General features: G+C 43.3%; 16 protein-coding genes and 1 tRNA gene. 12 read left to right on the top strand and 5 right to left on the bottom strand.

The annotated features are described in order from the left end of the window. Nucleotides 1-17: 17 nt before the first annotated feature. From IH598_05965 to IH598_05940, 6 genes are all read left to right on the top strand, one after another. Nucleotides 18-2,369 (top strand): TonB-dependent receptor, encoded by a 2,352-nt coding sequence (locus IH598_05965; protein MBE0638043.1) that lies wholly within the window; start codon nt 18-20, stop codon nt 2,367-2,369. A gap of 79 nt (nt 2,370-2,448) precedes the next feature. Beyond that, nucleotides 2,449-2,931, top strand: coding sequence for a hypothetical protein (locus IH598_05960; GenBank protein ID MBE0638042.1), 483 nt, complete (start codon nt 2,449-2,451; stop codon nt 2,929-2,931). Nucleotides 2,932-2,962: 31 nt separating this feature from the next. Next, a complete protein-coding gene (locus tag IH598_05955) occupies nt 2,963-3,145 on the top strand; it encodes a hypothetical protein (GenBank protein MBE0638041.1) in 183 nt (60 codons plus the stop codon). Between the two features lie 259 nt (nt 3,146-3,404). Continuing rightward, nucleotides 3,405-3,986 (top strand): hypothetical protein, encoded by a 582-nt coding sequence (locus IH598_05950; protein ID MBE0638040.1) that lies wholly within the window; start codon nt 3,405-3,407, stop codon nt 3,984-3,986. A 3-nt stretch (nt 3,987-3,989) separates the two neighbouring features. Further along, nucleotides 3,990-4,691, top strand: coding sequence for a DUF2490 domain-containing protein (locus tag IH598_05945; protein MBE0638039.1), 702 nt, complete (start codon nt 3,990-3,992; stop codon nt 4,689-4,691). A gap of 299 nt (nt 4,692-4,990) precedes the next feature. After that, a tRNA-Cys gene (locus IH598_05940) sits at nt 4,991-5,061 on the top strand. Between the two features lie 107 nt (nt 5,062-5,168). On the opposite strand, the gene IH598_05935 is transcribed toward IH598_05940, so the two are convergent. From IH598_05935 to IH598_05920, 4 genes are all read right to left on the bottom strand, one after another. Further along, on the bottom strand, nt 5,169-6,092 hold the full coding sequence (locus tag IH598_05935) for an NAD-dependent epimerase/dehydratase family protein (GenBank protein ID MBE0638038.1): 924 nt from the start codon (nt 6,090-6,092) through the stop codon (nt 5,169-5,171). A gap of 151 nt (nt 6,093-6,243) precedes the next feature. Beyond that, a complete protein-coding gene (locus tag IH598_05930) occupies nt 6,244-7,857 on the bottom strand; it encodes an ATP-binding cassette domain-containing protein (protein ID MBE0638037.1) in 1,614 nt (537 codons plus the stop codon). Nucleotides 7,858-7,936: 79 nt separating this feature from the next. Further along, nucleotides 7,937-9,013: a cytochrome-c peroxidase gene (locus IH598_05925; GenBank protein ID MBE0638036.1), complete on the bottom strand. Its 1,077-nt coding sequence runs from the start codon at nt 9,011-9,013 to the stop codon at nt 7,937-7,939. Between the two features lie 98 nt (nt 9,014-9,111). Next, on the bottom strand, nt 9,112-9,963 hold the full coding sequence (locus IH598_05920) for a hypothetical protein (protein ID MBE0638035.1): 852 nt from the start codon (nt 9,961-9,963) through the stop codon (nt 9,112-9,114). 727 nt (nt 9,964-10,690) lie between these two features. On the opposite strand from IH598_05920, the gene IH598_05915 reads away from it, so the two are divergent. From IH598_05915 to IH598_05890, 6 genes are all read left to right on the top strand, one after another. Then, complete coding sequence (locus IH598_05915) at nt 10,691-12,214, top strand: aromatic amino acid lyase (protein MBE0638034.1); 1,524 nt, start codon at nt 10,691-10,693, stop codon at nt 12,212-12,214. A gap of 62 nt (nt 12,215-12,276) precedes the next feature. Continuing rightward, nucleotides 12,277-12,843 (top strand): hypothetical protein, encoded by a 567-nt coding sequence (locus tag IH598_05910; protein ID MBE0638033.1) that lies wholly within the window; start codon nt 12,277-12,279, stop codon nt 12,841-12,843. After that, a complete protein-coding gene (locus IH598_05905; GenBank protein ID MBE0638032.1) occupies nt 12,840-13,277 on the top strand; it encodes a hypothetical protein in 438 nt (145 codons plus the stop codon). Before IH598_05910 ends, IH598_05905 begins: the two co-directional genes overlap by 4 nt. 15 nt (nt 13,278-13,292) lie before the next feature. Then, entirely contained in the window at nt 13,293-13,721 is a 429-nt protein-coding gene (locus IH598_05900; GenBank protein ID MBE0638031.1) for a hypothetical protein, read from the top strand. A 14-nt stretch (nt 13,722-13,735) separates the two neighbouring features. Continuing rightward, nucleotides 13,736-14,299, top strand: a complete 564-nt coding sequence (locus IH598_05895) for an HD domain-containing protein (protein MBE0638030.1) — start codon at nt 13,736-13,738, stop codon at nt 14,297-14,299. 75 nt (nt 14,300-14,374) lie between these two features. Further along, nucleotides 14,375-15,019: a hypothetical protein gene (locus IH598_05890; protein ID MBE0638029.1), complete on the top strand. Its 645-nt coding sequence runs from the start codon at nt 14,375-14,377 to the stop codon at nt 15,017-15,019. 37 nt (nt 15,020-15,056) lie between these two features. On the opposite strand, the gene IH598_05885 is transcribed toward IH598_05890, so the two are convergent. Then, on the bottom strand, nt 15,057-17,031 hold a 1,975-nt coding region (locus tag IH598_05885; GenBank protein ID MBE0638028.1), incomplete at its 5' end, for a lamin tail domain-containing protein.

Here is a 17,031-nt window from a genome sequence, read left to right as displayed (position 1 = left end):
CAAATTAACGTAAAAAAATGGACATGTTTAAAAAGAAGTTTTGGTTTTTACTGATCCTTATTTCAATTCATGGGATCAGCACAGCGCAGCAATTACATCAAACTGTGAAAGGTCGGGTGGTTGACAGCGAGTCCGGAATTTCACTGCCGGGAGCTACCGTAGTTCTGAATGGCACAGACCCGCTGATCGGGTCTTCCACTGATCAGGACGGATATTTCCAGATTGAGAAAGTTCCGGTTGGGCGTTATGACATAGTGGTGCGATTCGTCGGTTATGAGCCGCTTTGGTTGCGGGAGATTGTTGTAGGGTCGGCGAAAGAAGTGATTATCAATGCCGGTTTGAAGGAATCCATACAGCAGATGGATGTTGTGGAAATTGTAGCCGGACAGGACAAAGACAAGCCACTGAATTCGATGGCTACGGTAAGTGCGCGGCAAATCAGTGTTGAAGAAGCGCGCCGGTATGCCGGCAGCGTGGATGACCCGGCCCAACTTGTGCAGTCGTTTGCAGGAGTAGCCGGCGGGTTGAATGGCAACGCCATCATCGTCAGGGGAAATGCCTCCAAAGGAATTTTGTGGCAGATGGAAGGAGTGCAAATTGCCAATCCTAATCACTATGCCAATGTCATTTCATTTGGGGGTGGGGCGTTTACTGCTTTAAGTGCGCAACTGTTGGCCAACTCGGACTTCTACACCGGCGCCTGGCCGGCAGAATATGGCAATGGTCTTTCGGGGGTTTTCGATATCAGGATGAGAACCGGTAACAATGAAAAATACGAACATGCTGTTCAACTGGGGACCCTTGGTATTGACATCGCTTCTGAAGGGCCTTTTTCAAAAGTTTCGCAGTCTTCCTATCTGTTCAATTATCGCTTCTCCACTTTCGTTTTCATTGCCCCATTGCTCCCTGATGACGCTGCAGGCAACCGCTTCCAGGATTTGTCGTTCAAGCTGAATTTTCCTCTTAAAAAAGGCGGCGTCCTCTCATGGTGGGGAATCGGCGCATGGGATATTTCAGGACTTGAACCCAATGATCCGGACGACAGGCAGTATGCCCAGGATTTACAGGAACTTTTAAACCGGCAATATATGGGAGCAACCGGCCTGAATTACCGGAAAGTTTTGGGTAACTCGGCCTACATCAACAGTTCACTTTCGGTTACAGGAAACGGTCTTGAATGGATTCAGGATCAGTTGGATGGAAATAATGTCCTGCAGCAAGACCAATACATTGTCAATGATCAGGTTAAAATTGCCTTTTCAACTTATGTCAACAAAAAGCTGAGTGCCAAACACACGTTGCGAAGCGGCGTTACAGTAAGCAATCTCTTTTACCGGGTGGATATCCGGGAAGCAGAAACACTGGGAGCTCCATTACAGCAAATCTCCAAAAGCGATGGAAATAGTTACCTGTTACAGGGTTATGCGCAATCAAATTATGCCTTCAGCAACCAACTGACCTTGAACGCAGGCGCCTATCTCCAGCACTTTACCCTGAACGGATCGCTCACCTTTGAACCGAGGATTGGCCTGAATTACCAGTTTTTACCCCAACATTCCATTGGTCTGGGCATCAGCAATCACAGCATGATGGAAATGCTTCAGGTCTATTTTATTACCCGTGAAGATGAAGGTATAACTATGTTTCCAAACAACGACCTGAAACCCGGCCGTGCGAATCACCTGGTGTTTGCCTACAAATGGAACATCAACGAATTTACCCATTTCACGGCTGAACCCTACTATCAGCAATTGTACAACATACCGGTCATTGACAGTTCTTCATTTTCGATGATCAACCTCGAAATGGACTGGTTCATTGATGAAATGCTCATCAACAACGGAAAAGGGGATAATTTCGGGATTGACCTGACGCTGGAACAATTTATGCGTCGTGGCTTTTATTACCTGGTTACCGGCTCGCTGTTTCAGTCAACATACGAAGGCGGAGATGGCATCCGCAGGGATTCGCGGTTTAACAAAGGCTATGTGCTGAACCTGCTGGCCGGAAAAGAATGGAATGTAGGGAAAATGAATAAAAATCAGTTGAGTCTCAATGGCAGGTTCGTGATGATGGGCGGCGATAAAATTAGTCCGGTGGATGAAGCTGCATCACACCAGGCCAGAGATATCATTTACGACGAAAGGCAGGCATTTTCCGACCAAAAACCGGATAACTTCCACCTCCATCTTGGATTCAATTACCGCAAAAACAAGCCGAAATTTGCAAGTATCTGGTCGGTGCAATTGGTCAATATTATCGGAAGTGACGAGTTTTACGGATACAAATACAACCTGAAAACCAATCAGATTGAGGAGGATAAGGAAAGATTGCTTTTCCCTCAAATTTCTTACAAGATTGAATTCTGAAAAGTGTAATTTTGAGGCCTGAAAAAGGTCAACTGACCTAAAATTTCTTCTTAACCATTAACCTTTAAAAAATTAAGCTATGACACAAAAAGATGAAACTCCGGAATGTTGCCCGCAGTTCGATCCGGCTCCCTGGGATGACAAGCTTTTCGAATGGAACAATAAACAGTTTATTAAAGACAAGGTTTTCACCCTGTTTTACATGCCGGTGAATTTTGGCGCTGCCATGAAACGGCTGAACGCCAAAGTGGATGCCGCTGGCGCCAAAATGCCTGACTGGCTCTGCCTTTCCGACCACACTTCGATGTGGAACATGGATCTTTACCTCGCCGTTGACCGGGAAGTGAAAAATGCTGAGAATTTAAATCTCTCAGGGAAATTTCTCAGCAAAGTTTACGAAGGACCATTTAAAGATACCGGGAAATGGATGAAGGATTTCGCTGCCTATGTAAAAGGGAGGGGCCACGACCTGAAGAAAACCTACACCTGGTACACCACCTGCCCCAAATGTTCCAAAAAATGGGGGAAAAACTACGTAGTGATCATTGGACAAATTAGTTAACCATTAACAATCAACTTTAAAGCAGAAAATTATGAAAACTCAGGATCACGGAAGCGGCTCGGCCAGTGCAGTTTACGGGCTGGGATTAATCGGCGCAGCCATTTATTTCATTTCAACAGCAACTTCTTTTTGGATGGGAGTGCTCGGATTTCTCAAAGCGCTGGTCTGGCCGGCATTTTTGGTTTACGAAGCGCTGAAGGCGGTGGGGGCTTAGAAGTAATTACGGATTAAAAGCCAATATTTGAGCTCTGTTGTATACTTTGCTGACAGTTATGGATGCGAAACGAACAGGTTCAGTCGCTATGTAACAGTAGATTTCTTTCAAGTCTTCAACCGATGATTCCATGAAGACTAAGTAACCTTTTGACACCTTCAGCGGTAACAAAATCCCCCTCTACGGACTATTTGATACCTTGATCAACTTTTAAATCCTATTTTTGTTTACATACAAATCAAAAGGTTTAAATCATTTTATGAAGCTGGTTTCGTATTTAGGATTATTGATTTTTGTATTACTTCTTTCAGAAGACCTTTTCGGACAGGTGAAATTTGAGCGCGAGTATCGCATCAAAGAAAAGCAGGTTCCCGAAAATGCCTTGAATTTTACCAATTTAACCCTGCCGGGTGTTAAAGTAAAATGGTATGCTGAGGAAAGCCATGATGGTAAAACGTTAGAGGCTAAAACAAAATTCCGCGGTTACAAATTCAGTATTGAATTCGATTCGGCTGGTATGTTGCTCGACGTGGAAAAAACCATTGAATTCGACAGTCTGACTTTTTTAATAAAACAACAGATTACCGATTTATTGATCGAAAAATTCGGGACCTATAAGGTGCTTAAAACCCAGGTGCAGTGGGTAGCTCCTGAACCGGTGCTATCGGAATTGATTGTTTCGGGAGGCTCCTCAAAAACCTTTGAACAAAAATATGAGTTGGTGATCGAAACCCGCACTGAACATCATTTTGCTGCATTTGAACTTTTGTTTTCCGACAGTGGTGGTCTGGAAAAAATGCTTGAAATCGACCTGCGGAACATGAACAATATGGAGTTTTAAAAGATGGGAGAAAGGGTTAAGATGTACAGATGGCTCATGCTTATGATCTTCATGATTTATGGTTTGAATGGTTTTGTACAGGATCGGTTCAGAGCAGGAATTCTCCCAAAAATCAATGTATCAGCGAAGATATCCGGTGATCTTAAGTTGACCGGAAATATAGAATCACGAAATCTTTTGTATGATAATCCGGGCAACGGAGAAGGTAAATTTGATTACAAGATTCAGGTTGTTGATGCCGCGGTATATTTGTCCCTCAAAACCCATTTAAATCATTCCCTCACTGGAGGATATCTTTACCGGAGCCGCGAAGACCAAATCTTCCACAGGTTTATTCAACAATATTCGATCGTCAATAATTTAGATGCATTCCGGTTGGGACATCGGTTTGCTTCAGACCAGACCTTAGATCCGGATGGCAACTGGGAAATCCGTGCCCGTTACCGGATTACAGCCGAAAAACCACTTTCGGGCGATAATGTTGACCCCAAAGAGTTTTACTTTAAAGCAAGCAACGAATATCTTGGTGAATTCGAAAACAATGAAACCGGCCTTGAAATAAGACTGGTGGCGCTGATAGGCTATGAAGTTGATAAACAAAACAAGGTTGAAATCGGACCTGATTTTCGCATGTCGGATATTACTTATAATGGTATTAACCAAGTGCTTTGGTTCACCTTGAGCTGGTACTTCAGGGTCAATTGATTTTTACAGGTGTGATTACTGAATGATACCAAACTGCATGATAGAACTTAGTTGCGAAAATTCATCAAATCCAGTTCAACTGCACTTTTTAGTGATACATTCAATGGAATTCTGCTCTCATTCATGCTACTTCAGGCAAGATCAGAATCTACTACCTGTTGTCTTCCCAAACTGTCTTGCTTTTGAATTGGCGAAAAACAGCCTGTTGATCTCATTTATTTAAAAATTTCAAGTTTATTTGATTAAGGTGACTTCCAAATAGATAAAAACTTTATTTTTGCACCCCTGAAAATACACAAGGTACCATGGCCGAGTGGTTAGGCAACGGTCTGCAAAACCGTGTACAGCGGTTCGAATCCGCTTGGTACCTCAACTAAAAAACCCACTGAATGGCATTGACCGTCAGTGGGTTTTTGTTTTTTTTGCTTTACACTATGCCCCTGTTCACTGAAGAAAAGCGCAGTAAAATTGATTTTTTTACTTTTTCTCCATGTACCGGATGAGTTCTCTGATCGCTTCTTCTGCAGTAAAAGCCTGGTAACCGAATCTTTTCTCAAACTTGCTGCTGTCGAAATAATAATCCCGATCGTACTGGTAAGCCATTTCCCTGAATTCCCTGATGATCGGAATAAATAGTCCAACAATGCTCATCATCCAGACCGGAAGCACTGCAATTTTAGGTTCGTCATTCAGCGCTTTGGCAACAAGTTCAACCCATTGTTTACCAGTAAGTTTGTCTTTGATTGATGGCAAATGCCACACCTGGCCATATGCATCCGGGGTGTTTCCGAGTAATGCTGTAGCTTTGGCTGCATCCACCCAGTAAATGAAGTTATGGATTTTATCTGCATCAGCAAACCAGTCAGCTTTTTTTCCTTTTTTCAGATTTCCATAAACGCTCTGGGTTAGTATGCTGTTTGTGGGTGAAATAAAATCGGGCGCCCTGGCAATCAATGCGGTAAGATTTCCATTATTAACCTCATCCATTACCATCGCCGCCACCTGCCGACGGACTTCGCCTTTTTCGCTTGTTGGTCTGACCGGGGTTTCTTCGGTCATCGTTGATAAATGATTGCAATCATACATATACATGTTGTCGAAGAAAACCAGCTTTGCCTTATGCTTTTTACAACTTTGAATTACGGCTTTCATCAGCGGTGGCCATGTTTCTTTCCAGATTTTGGCTTTGTAATCGAAAGCAATGGTTACATAAACCACCTCCGATCCTTCGACAGCCTTATCAACCTGATTGGGGTCAGTGAGGTCAGCAGCCATAATTTGATCGGTGTTGTTGACTTTTTTCGGGTTGCGGCTTACCAGGCGAATGTCTGTTGTAAATTTCGTCAGGGATTTTGCCAGTTCATTGCCGATATTTCCACCGGCGCCAAGGATTGTTTGCATAGTTGTATTATTTATAATTAAGCTGCAAGATTAAATGGAAATTTCGTTCAAAGGTATTTTGTTAGAAATTGAAAATTATTGGACCAGTTGTATCTCTGATTCAAGTGAATCCTTCTTTCTCATCAAAAACACAGTTCTGCCAATTCTCCTTCTAAAAGTACAATTCAGCCCGTTGTTCCTTTAGTTTGTCATTGCTGATGTAATCATCATAATTCATCAGCTTATCAATCATTCCTTTTGGGCCGATTTCGATCACACGGTTGCAGACTGTCTGAATGAAAGCATGATCGTGCGAAGACATCAGGATGTTACCTTTGAATTTAATGAGGGTGTTGTTGAAAGCCTGGATGGATTCAAGGTCGAGGTGGTTTGTGGGCGAATCAAGCAGCATCACGTTGGCATTACGGATCATCATCCGTGCAATCATACAACGCACTTTTTCTCCGCCCGAAAGCACATTTGCTTTCTTGTAGATTTCTTCACCCGAAAACAACATTTTCCCCAAAAAACCCCTGAGGTACAGTTCGGAAGTATCCGTAGAGAATTGCCCTAACCAGTCAGCCAGGCTCATGTCTGTCTGGAAAAGGTGTTCGTATTCCAGCGGGAGATAAGCTTTCAATATTGTTTGTCCCCACTCAAAAGTTCCACTGTCGGGTTGAACATGGCCTTTGAGGATTTCAAACAGGATAGTCATGGCGCGGGTATCCTTTGAGAGGAACACAATTTTATCATCTTTCTGCAGCGTAAAACTCAGGTTTTTAAATAGCAAAGTGCCATTCAAACTTTTAGTAAGCCCTTTTACTTCGAGAATATTATTTCCCGGTTCGCGCTCAGGGGTAAAAATGATACCGGGATACTTGCGGGTTGAGGGTCTGATTTCTTCGATGTTCAGCTTCTCGATCATCTTTTTACGGCTGGTCGTTTGTTTTGATTTTGAAGCGTTGGCACTGAAACGGGCGATGAACTCGAGCAATTCTTTTTTACGGTCTTCTGCCTTTTTGTTTTGTGCCAGTTGTTGCCTGAGTGCCAATTGACTCGATTCATACCAAAAAGTATAATTACCGGGGAATTGTTGAATGCGGTTAAAGTCGATATCCACAATATGGGTGCAGATTGAATCGAGAAAGTGCCTGTCGTGGGAAACAACCAGCACTGTATTGTCGAACTCGGCCAGATAGTTTTCGAGCCAGTTAACGGTGTCAAGGTCAAGGTCGTTGGTAGGTTCATCGAGCAGCAGGTTGTCGGGTTTACCAAAAAGTGCCTGTGCCAGCAGCACTTTCACTTTTTCTTTGCCGCTCAAATCTTTCAACAATTTGTGATGAAGCAGTTCTTTAATCCCCAATCCGCTGAGTAAATTAGCTGCGTCACTCTCGGCATTCCATCCATCCATTTCGGCAAATTTCTCTTCCAGTTCCGAGACCTTGTGGCCATCGTTTTCGTCAAAGTCCAATTTGGCATACAAAGCATCCTTTTCATTCATCACTTTCCAAAGCTTTGAATGCCCCATCAGTACAGTGTTAAGCACGGTGAAATCATTAAATTCGGAGTGGTTCTGCCGGAGTACTGACAATCGCTCATTTGGCCCAAAGGTTACAGTTCCCCTGGTATTTTCAATTTCGCCGGTAAGCATTTTCAGGAAGGTGGATTTTCCTGCACCGTTGGCGCCTATTATGCCGTAGCAGTTGCCGGAGGTAAACTTCATATTTACATCCTGAAACAATACCCGTTTTCCGAATTGGATACCCAGGTTAGAAACTGTAATCATTGGAGAGGTTGTTTTTTATCAAAAATTTGGCTGCAAAGGTACGTAAACTATTGTGCCTGCGCAGAGGAGGAATTGATTGTTAAAGTCCCGGCAAATTATCGGGTTTACCAAAATCAGGGTTGGTCAAAAACGTTTCATCTTTCAGAGCTTTGATAAATGCCATCAGGTCGGTTTTTTCATTTGGGGTAAGTTGAATACCGCCGTTGGCTACATGGTGCATGAGCGGGTCAATGTAGGGTGAATTTTGAACGTGGTGGGAGTAAAATTCAATCACTTCATCGAGGGTTGCAAAACGGCCATCATGCATATAAGGGCCGGTCAGTTCGATGTTTCGCAGGGTTGTAGCCTTATAAGCCCCTTTATCAGCAGGGTTACCCGTGATGCTGTAACGGTCGGACGGATCATTAAATTCGGTGTCTTTGCCATTGTTGTAAAAAAGATTTGTTGTAAACAATGGATTGCCAAACCCGCCATGACAATGAAAGCAGTCAGCGCCCTCCTCGGTTGTGAACAGCACAAAGCCGCGTAGTTCTTCAGGACTAAGCTGGTACTCACCGCGCATGTACCGGTCAAATTTCGAGTTGGCCGAAATCAATGTCCTGACAAATTGAGCTATCGCTTTTGCGATACCGTCAGCTGTTACTTCGTTGGTTCCGAAGGCTTTTTGAAAAAGCTCCGGATAGCCGTCAATACTTTTTATTGTGTTTACAACCTTTTCAGGAGTTGAGTCAAATTCTGAAGGATCATAAATTACGCCGGTTACATCAGCTTCAATGGAGCCGACACTCCCATTCCATCCATAATTTCCCATGTTCCACACCAGATTAATCAGTGGCAACATGGCGTGATGAGTGGCTTGTCCTGTAATCCCGAAAGGATGAGGCCGGGGGAGACCCACTTCAAAACTGTTTTCCTGCCTATGGCACGTAGCGCAACTCATCAGCGAATCTGGATGGGTGCGGCCATTCAGACGGCCATCATAGAACAACATTCTTCCAAGTTCGATGCCCTCAACTGTCATGGGGTTATCTTCAGGAACATTCAGATTGGTTGGAAAACCATAAGGGATTTCAATTTGGTAAGATGTCGGAGAGTAAGGCTCCGGATTGTTCGTTTCGGAGCAGGAGAAGAGAAAAAAGAGGGCCAAAAATATCATTGCTAACCTTCCTGACACAAGTTGTTGATCCTGAAATTGAAAACAATGGAAAAAAGTCTTTCTATTTTTCTGTTTATGGTTCATAATTAAGCCTCGGTTCAATCTGTTTTATGATTAATAACAAGATCAGATTTTAGTATTAGCGAAAATACATCCTGTTTACCATTCTCACACCCAATCTTCATGGCTGCCTGGTTTTGCATAATGTCACCTCCCCATTCGTCATGATTGTAGATGTGCGGGTGTTGAAACCAGTTGGCCACATTCATTCTGATCTCCAATTGCAGTGACTCACCTTTAGCAATGTTGAAGGCTGAGTTTGGCAGTTCCACCTCAAAATAGTTTTGAATAAAACCGGTGATCGAATCGGGAACAATGACTCCACCAGAGTATATCTGGCCAATACCGAGGTGAAAATTAAATGGCAATACTTGCCGGTTGGCAGCCATCCACTTACCGTTGAGTTTAAGATAATGGTAGCCCCCGCCCAAAATCTCAGGCCAGAACATGTCCCGCTCAGGTGGATTCACAAACATCAGGCTTTGATTTTTTTCTTCTGAAATACCAAAAATAAAGGAAATTTTCTGGTAATCACCCGTCGCTATTGGATCGTAAACCTTCCAGGTATGGGTCTCAGGCAAGTCGGTGTCCACGTAATGGATGGTGTTCCAGTCATCAATTAAAAGATAATTGCCATTGCTATTATGCAATTTTACATCTGAAATGAAATATTGAATTTCGTTCACCAGGTAATGATTCCCTGCTGCATTGACATATTTCATCGTGTCAATTTGCAGCGGCTCGTTGTCAACGTAATGTGTAAATGTGAATTCAATACTACCGGTTTCCGCTTCTGGTTGATCTTTATCGTCGGAACAAGAAACAAATAGCAGGAAAGTAAAAAATGCAGTAAAAATCGATAAACCAATTTTGGACTTTGACGGGGTCATTCGCTGAATACAATTTGAGGTTAAATGGAACGTATTACCTGAGAAAAACGACGTTGGAGCAATAAATATTTTTACAGGTTAATAAGGAATAGTCCCCGAAACGGCAATGTATTTCACGGTGTCGTACCTGGTGGATACCTGTTAAAAACCTTTCCATCTAACATGATCATCACTTTTAGGGCTGAGTTGATGTCTTTATAGTTCCCCGAAACATACATGAAATCACCCTGCTCAGCTAAAAATGAGTACTCCCATTTGTTCTGACTGCTTTGGGGTTGTACAGTTTTTGTTCATATATTTCCTGTCGGGTCCCTGAATGCAAGAGTGAATTCCGGTACAGCCCCCGTGGCAAGGTATTTCAACAGCTTTTCACCGCGTTTTTCGCAGGCTGAAAAAAGCAATGCAAACAATAAAATCAATGATATTTAATTCATTTCATGAAGTTGTACACACATAATAAGTCAATTTCTTCGAACATCGGATAAATAGCTATCCTGCATTTTAAAATGATTCCAAATTTCAACCCAGCAAGGTTGACCGTGAGTTTGCCTAAGTGCTTTATCCTTGCCTGATTAACGCGTGATCTGGCATATTTTCATCATCAGAATCTCTAAGTTTGGGGAATTTTCGGAAGAAATACCTGACTTGGATTGCCGGAAATTTTGTTCCTTTGATGTTCATAAATTCCTGATGAATTTCTAACAAAAATCAAAAAATATTTACCGAAATGACACTTATTATTACAGGATCAAACCTGAAAATTGAAGATGTGGTGAACGTTGCACGACATCATGAAAGGGTTGAATTGCACCCTGATGCCATCGAACGGATAAAAAAGTGCCGGGCGATGCTGGAAAAGAAAATCATTGCTGGCGAAATTATGTATGGCGTAAATACCGGCATTGGCGAATTTTCGGAGGTTGTACTCACCGACGACCAGGTAAAGGATTTCCAAAAGTACCTCATTTACAACCATGCCGCCGGCATTGGAGAGCCATTGCACGAAGAGTATGTGCGCGGAGCCATGCTTGGGCGTATCAATGTCCATGCACATGGCAACTCCGGAATACGTCCGGAAATCACCCAGACTTTGGTTGAGATGCTTAACAAGGGAGTAACCCCCTGGGTTTGTGATAAAGGATCGGTTGGCGCCTGCGGAGACCTTGCCCCCATGTCGCAAATTGCACTGCTGATGATGGGTGAGGGGCGTGCCTATTTTAAAGGGGAATTGTACAGTGGAAAAGAGGCTATGGATAAAGCCGGAATTCCGGTTCCCGGGCTAAAAGCACGTGATGGCCTGGGCACAATCAACGGTTCAAATGTGTTGACTGCCATGAGTGCGATTTTTCTTTATGACGCCAACCGTTGGCTCAAGCAAGCTGAAATAGCTGCTGCCATGTCACTGGAAGCACTCAAAGCCAATATGAGACCTTATGAAGCAAAACTCCACGAAGTACGTGGTTTCAAAGGTGCGGTTCGCAGTGCAGAAGCCATCAGGAAAATGGTTGCTGGTGGCGACCTGGCCGAAAAAAGGGTGAAATGTAAGGTACAGGATGCGTATTCAATGCGCTCAACCCCCCAGGTGATCGGGGCAGCGCATGATGCATTGGCTTATGCCCGCTCTCAGGTTGAGATCGAATTGAACGGCGTTGGCGATAACCCGATCTTTTTCGCAGAGGAAAACCTCCAGCTCACGGGCGCCAACTTCCAGGGTTCACCCGTTTCGCTCCCAATGGATATGGCCGGGATAGCCATAACGATGGTTAGTGTGATGTCAGAACGGCGGATGAACCGGTTGAATAATCCGGCCCTGAGTGTGGGATTACCCGCTTTCCTCACCAAAGGAGCAGGTATGTTTTCCGGTCTTATGCTCAGTCAGTACACCGCAGATATGCAAATTGTTGAACAACGCATCCTGAGTGCCCCTGCTTCTATCCAATCTATTCCGGCTGCCGCCGATCAGGAAGATTTCGTGTCCATGGGGATGAACACAGCCATTAAGAATTTCCAGATACTCGACAATGCTTATGGAATACTTGGGATTGAAATCATGGCTGCCGCTCAGGCACTCGATTTCAGGGAGTATAACTTTGGCAAGGGGACAACCAAGGCAAAAGAGGTTGTGCGCCGGCATGTGGAGTTTCTCGATGTTGACCGTCCGCTTTATGACGATCATAATGCCATGAAAAAGCTGGTTAAATCATGCGAGATACTTGAAGAGGTTGAGAAAGTTATTGGTTCGTTGGAGTAAAACCATGATGCCAGTTTCCGTATTGATCAAATGTTGTCAGTATTCTTAATTCATATACACAAATGGAAGACAGAGAAAAAGAGGAACTCATACAACTGATCGTTGCGCCCTACATTCAGAAGGCCACAGCGCTGATAGGAAAAGCCCGAAAGGTTGGGGGGAACCAGTTCAGGCACATGATGGCCACCTTCACTATTCTGATAGATTACCATTACACCGATCATGTGCTGCTTAAAGCATCTCTTATACATGACCTGTTTGAGGATATTCCGGAAACCAACAAATTGGAAATCATGGAGCTGACAGATGGAAAACGTGTTGTTAAACTCGTGGAAGAAGTGACCAGAATGCCGGGTGAAGCTAAAGAAGATTACCTGATTAAAATTCTAAATGATGGCTCAAAGGAAGCCAAAATCCTTAAAGTAGCTGATCGCATCAGCAACCTTACCGATCTGCATCTGGATGTGATTATTGAAGAAAAAATGGCCAGCTATCTCGACCAGTCAATGAAATATATTTACCCCATGGCACAGGAAGTCAACGAATTCATGGCCATCGAAGTAAAAGACCTCGTAGAACGGCGCAGACTCTACCTTGAAACTTACAAAAGAGGGATGGAAAGGCAATGAATGAACTTAAAGGTGAAAACGGACAACCCAGCGGTAAGCAGACACGCCCTAACTGGCTCACTGCACTCTGTATCCTTACTTTCATAGGAAGCGGAATGAGTAACATTTCTTTCCTGATGATTTACTTTTCTTATGAAGAGGCACTCCCGTTGATGAAAGAATTTGGCAGCATAGTGCCTGGAATGGAGCTTTTTGCATCAGCAGGAAGGAATTTTTTTCTCACCGGCTTTATCCTCTATTTTTTATCATTGGTGGGTGCAAGCCTGATGTGGCAACTCCGGAAAATAGGATTCCATTTTTATACTGCTTCACAGATCATGCTGGTGCTGCTACCTGTCGTTTACATAAAAGGGTTTCCTTTTCCATTGCTGGAAGCGTCAATAACTGCCATCTTCATTTTGTTCTATTCAAGATTTCTGAAATTAATGAGTTAGTTATAATAAACTACTATGGAACAGCAAGATCACCTTGAAATGAAGCCGGTTGAGAAACTGAATAAACGACGATCCCTGGGCCTGTCAATTTTATTGATCTTCTCTTTTGCATACAATGTATTGCTGCTGATTGTCATGGTGGTCGGGTTATTTTCGAAGGAAATTGTGCTGGACGTTTTACAGCAATATTTTAAACAGGTTTTACTCCCTGATTATACAGCACTTGCCATCACACTTTCCGGCGCGATTATCTTCAGTATTTCCCTTTTTGGATTGATTTTGCTATGGTTGATGAAAAAAATGGGGTTTTATTTCTATGCATCCGCTCAGGCCATTATGCTTGCAGTGCTGATTTTCTTTTTCAAGGTGTATGACCCGCTCAACATGTCAATCGCGGTTGCAGTCATTGTCATTATAGGGATGCACACAAAAATGATGAGATAATAATAGTCTTTCTGATGCTTGATCACCACTATAATAAATTTTGTGTCCGGGCCGATCACTTCGACCACCCCAGCCTGTTGCACGGGATCAATCATACTTACAGGGTGATGCTTCATGTACTGGAACTTGGAAAACTGGCCAGCCTGAATCATGAGATCAGGGAGGCGTTTTGTGCTGCCTTTATTCACGACATGGCACGAAAACATGATGGATTCTGCCAGGCGCATGGGGCCTGGTCGGCACAACGTAAACTACCCCTGTTCAGCGATTTGTTCCTCACCATTGGCGTTACACGGGATGGGCTGGAGACGATAAAACTGGCTGTTACAAATCATTCCGTGCATAATGAGATCAGTAAAGACCATCCAGATTACAAGACGGTAGCTCTGCTAAAGGATGCCGACGCCCTGGACCGGATCAGGATCAGCAATGACGACCTCAGGCCAGAGTATCTCAGATTTCCCCAAACCCATCATCAGATTGAGTTTGCCAGGCAATTGTACTACGCCACCAACAAACACAACCTGGAGAGTTTTGAAGAGATAGTAAAGATTGCCTCCCTCTTAAAAAATGCCTGACTAACCACAATTCAGCCTTTTTGTAATGTTTTACCCGCCTGATCGTTATAAGGCTTCAAATCAAAAACAATTCTATTGAACCTACGGTTAAAGAGAATTCACATTTTTCTGCTCGCTTTACCTTTGTTTTTCATGCAGGGTTGCATCGAAATTACGGAACGAATTGACGTAAACGAAGACAGATCGGGAAGTATCAGCTTGTCGGTATCTATATCCGAGGGGAATTTACTCTTGGGACTCATTAAATTTGGTGGTGAAGTGGATGTGCTTGATGATGTTGAAGATGTGGCTGAAGGGTATGCAGGATTACTTTCAGTCAGCGACGGAATCCATAACGTAAAAGTTATGAGAGATAAGAAGAACGAAAGCGTCCGACTGTCATTTGATTTCGATAACCAGCGCCAACTAAACCGGGCTTTGTATGCTGCTGCAGGGCTTCAAAAGACGCTTTTCAAACCTGCTGTTTACAAAGTGAAAGCAAAATCATTCAGGAAAATGAACATGACACCTTTATTAGAAATGCTACTTGAGGAAGAAGGTCAGGAAATCTTACCATCCTTCATCAATTATACTTATGAAATCAACCTTCCACGCTCTGCAAAAAGTGTTTCCGTAAAGAACGCAACCTTGCTTCATGATGGGCATACGGTAAAATACAGGGGAAATGTTGCAGATATCCTGGAAAAGAAATCCAAAACAGGGATCAAAATCAAGTTTTGATTGTTCGGAAGAAGTTGAGTCAATTTTACCTGATCGATCAGTAAACGAGCAGTTTAACTGACCCGGTGTAATTGTCTGCTGCACCGATAAAAGCATAACGAACCAAATAAATACCTGCTTCAGAAGGTAATTTGATCTCAATCATGGATTCACCGGTTCCGTGCAACATTGTTCTTGTATTCAATATTTGTTCGGCTTTTGAATTGAAAACCTGGATGGTTAATTCTCCTTCTTTAAGGTGATTGACTTTAACATTAGTTCTTCCAGTTGCCGGATTAGGAAAGACCGCTGTTGTGATTGGGAAAAGGTCATTATTAACGACAGTGTAAACAGTGCAACTGTTCACCTCACCCGGTGTACCATAGCTGGATGAGGCACACCAGCTTTCAGGCAGCGAATTATCCAGGAACGGGTTTTTCAGTTCGAGGGTTGGCCCCTGTCCATTGGGCTCTTCGGGCCATGGCAATTCGGCGCCATAGTTCACCTGATCAATCAGTTCTCCGGTATTATTGAAAAGCCTGAGTAGCTCCCCATTGGTGCTGAGTCCAAATTCAAAATCTCCAATAAAACAGTCAAGGTCTGGGTGCTTTTGTTCAAACAATTGCGAATTGTTGCAAAGTACCAGATAACCTCCCGGCTGGATCACAGTTCCATAAGGGATGTTGAAAACATGATTGTCATCTTCATCCTTGAATTCCCATCCCGAAATGTTGGCAGGTATGGAATCCGGATTGTACAACTCAATCCAGTCTCCGGTATCAAATTCCGACGAAGACTTGTAGTTGATCTCGTTGAAAACAATGTTAAAGCTTCCCTGGTTAAAGAAAAAAGCCCCCATATCGGCTACAGTTCCATCGGAGTCAGCCTGGCTGCCGGGGTTTCCTGCATCAATACAGGGTGAATCGGGTTGAAGTTGAAAGTTAAATGAAGTCGCTGATTGAAATTTTGGATCATCTAAGAGGTTTCCGGCGCCTTCCAGAAGTTCGCTATCACATAAGGTATAAACAAGATTACAGATGGAGATATCATCAATATCCAGCACTATTCCTGCGGTAGATGAAATGATGGTATTCTCAACAGCAAGAAGTCCCCCTCCAAGCCCCGGGTTTTTCTCCCAAAGTTTGATGCCCGTTTGATTACCAAACAGTGTGTTTCTTGAGCTGACCGCAGTGCTTCCGTCCTTCACAGTGATGCCGATGGAACAGTTCACGATCAGGTTGTTTTTGATTAGAATATTTTCACATGGCCCGTTAAACTCATTCCCAATGGTCACCCCATTGTCCGAACAGTTGTACAATTGGTTTCCCTCAATGGCCATATTTTTACAATTATTGAAGTCAATGCCATCGTCGTTTGAGTTAATGGCTATATTGTTCTTCACATAGCCGCTGTAAACTGATATGAACTCCATCGGGTCATCAATATCTGTAAAATGGCTGTTTTCAATGATAACTGATTCACACCACCCATATTCCAGCCCCTGTCCGGTATGATTTCCGATCAGCCTGCTGTTTGTAAAAATTCCATTACCATAATAATGACCATACGCCACATTTTGATAAACCAGCGCCTTATTCCGAAGGATCAATTCACAATGGTTTAATGTCACATTTGCATTTTGGGCATGGATTACTCCATCAGTCATCATTAAATGATTGATTAGAATGTCGTGTTGGGGTTGCATAAAAACAATGCTGTCAAAAGTGCCATTATTGGCAACTGGTTCAATATAAACCGGGTTTTGCTTTGAACCGTTAACCTGAAATCCCCCTTCAACCTTCAAATGGGTGGCTGCCTCGAAAAGCAGGATAACTCCTTCTTCAATAGTAAGTGTTGCCGCAGGTTCAACCGTCACATTACAATTGACCAGGTATGGTGAACTTTCAGCAGTCAGCACCATATTTTCATCAATTGAACACGGTAGCGTAGTCAGGTTCCTGACTTTCAACGGATTTTTCGAATCAAAAGCCTCCACTTCCTGCCCACCAGCGCCGACCGAAATTACTTTCCAG

The organism is Bacteroidales bacterium, from assembly GCA_014860585.1.
Taxonomy (GTDB): Bacteria; Bacteroidota; Bacteroidia; order Bacteroidales; family 4484-276; genus RZYY01.
This window is presented reverse-complemented; position numbering and strand designations above follow the sequence as displayed.

Excerpts from the sequence above, each read along its gene's own strand:
- IH598_05965 (MBE0638043.1), top strand. The coding sequence starts at position 18 with ATGGACATGTTTAAAAAGAAGTTTTGGTTTTTACTGATCCTTATTTCA.
- IH598_05960 (MBE0638042.1), top strand. The coding sequence starts at position 2,449 with ATGACACAAAAAGATGAAACTCCGGAATGTTGCCCGCAGTTCGATCCG.
- IH598_05955 (MBE0638041.1), top strand. The coding sequence starts at position 2,963 with ATGAAAACTCAGGATCACGGAAGCGGCTCGGCCAGTGCAGTTTACGGG.
- IH598_05950 (MBE0638040.1), top strand. The coding sequence starts at position 3,405 with ATGAAGCTGGTTTCGTATTTAGGATTATTGATTTTTGTATTACTTCTT.
- IH598_05945 (MBE0638039.1), top strand. The coding sequence starts at position 3,990 with ATGGGAGAAAGGGTTAAGATGTACAGATGGCTCATGCTTATGATCTTC.
- IH598_05935 (MBE0638038.1), bottom strand. The coding sequence starts at position 6,092 with ATGCAAACAATCCTTGGCGCCGGTGGAAATATCGGCAATGAACTGGCA.
- IH598_05930 (MBE0638037.1), bottom strand. The coding sequence starts at position 7,857 with ATGATTACAGTTTCTAACCTGGGTATCCAATTCGGAAAACGGGTATTG.
- IH598_05925 (MBE0638036.1), bottom strand. The coding sequence starts at position 9,013 with ATGATATTTTTGGCCCTCTTTTTTCTCTTCTCCTGCTCCGAAACGAAC.
- IH598_05920 (MBE0638035.1), bottom strand. The coding sequence starts at position 9,963 with ATGACCCCGTCAAAGTCCAAAATTGGTTTATCGATTTTTACTGCATTT.
- IH598_05915 (MBE0638034.1), top strand. The coding sequence starts at position 10,691 with ATGACACTTATTATTACAGGATCAAACCTGAAAATTGAAGATGTGGTG.
- IH598_05910 (MBE0638033.1), top strand. The coding sequence starts at position 12,277 with ATGGAAGACAGAGAAAAAGAGGAACTCATACAACTGATCGTTGCGCCC.
- IH598_05905 (MBE0638032.1), top strand. The coding sequence starts at position 12,840 with ATGAATGAACTTAAAGGTGAAAACGGACAACCCAGCGGTAAGCAGACA.
- IH598_05900 (MBE0638031.1), top strand. The coding sequence starts at position 13,293 with ATGGAACAGCAAGATCACCTTGAAATGAAGCCGGTTGAGAAACTGAAT.
- IH598_05895 (MBE0638030.1), top strand. The coding sequence starts at position 13,736 with ATGCTTGATCACCACTATAATAAATTTTGTGTCCGGGCCGATCACTTC.